1 protein-coding gene and 1 pseudogene are annotated in these 1,002 nt (G+C 66.7%); both read right to left on the bottom strand.

Going from position 1 to position 1,002, the window contains the following annotated elements:
* Window positions 1-811, bottom strand: an 811-nt coding sequence (locus FQ755_RS01200; RefSeq protein ID WP_144150301.1) for an MFS transporter, incomplete at its 3' end; no start/stop codon positions are given.
* Window positions 808-1,002: pseudogene (locus FQ755_RS01195) on the bottom strand (PRC-barrel domain containing protein); the annotation flags it as partial. The pseudogene FQ755_RS01195 and the gene FQ755_RS01200, both read right to left, overlap by 4 nt.

The raw sequence follows: 1,002 nt of genomic DNA, 5'->3' as shown, positions 1-1,002 counted from the left end.
GCGACATCATTGCCACGATCGCCTGCGGCACGATGATGCATGCCGCGATCACGAGCTGCACGTTGTCACCCATGCCGGCCGTGACTTCACCCGCGGCCAGATTGAGCATCGCCGCATTCGACAAATGGAACAGCACGATGCACGCCGCGAACAACAGCATCCGCCGGTCGCGCAGCAACTCGCGCAAACTCTCGCGCCGTTCGATCTGCTGCGGCGTCGGGCCGGCCTTCGGTAACTCGACCGTGTCGGTGCGCTGGATCGACATCAGCGCAAACAGCGCGGGCACCGCGAGCGCGGCCGTCAGCCAGAACACGGCGCGCGGTGAATAGTACTCGCCGAAAACCCCCATCAACCCAGCCGCCACCGCGCTGCCAATCGAGGCCCAACGCGCATTGCGCCCCAGCCGGTCGCCGAGATTCGCCCGACCCACCAGCGCGAACGAAATCGCCGCCAGGGCGGGTGTCAGCATGCAGCTCGCAAAGCCGTGGAACACCTCGGCCGCGATCACCGGCAGCACCGTCGGGCTCACGGCCAGCAATACCGCGCTCAGGATGATCGCGATGATCGCCCATGCCGCCGCGCCTTTCTTGTTGCGCAAGGCATCCACCGCGGCGCCGCCCGGCACCTGGCTCACCATCGCACTGATGGTGCCCACGGAGAGCGCCATGCCGATCTCCCCCTGAGTCCACTTATGCGAGGCGAGATACGACGCGATGAACGGCCCGAACCCCGTCTGCACATTCGCGACGAAGAAATTCAGCCAGTCGAGCGCACGCAGACTGCGCGCGGTTACCAGAGTGCGGCCTGTCATCGGGCCGCCCGTGCGTTGGAGACCGCGCTCACCGTGGCAGGCGCAGCCGCAGCGGGCGCGGGAGCCGCAGCGGGTGGCGGCGCGGGCGAGACTGCGCGAATCGGCTTGTCGTTGGCGTACGGCGGCGTGGCGTTGATCTGCGCGTCGGTCAAATCGATTTGCGGATGCAGTTCCTTGTCTTTCGTGACGAA

This window comes from Paraburkholderia sp. BCC1885, from assembly GCF_900996235.1.
Taxonomy (GTDB): Bacteria; Pseudomonadota; Gammaproteobacteria; order Burkholderiales; family Burkholderiaceae; genus Paraburkholderia.
The sequence above is the reverse complement of the archived record's forward strand: the minus strand, read 5'-3'. Positions and strand labels throughout refer to the sequence as shown.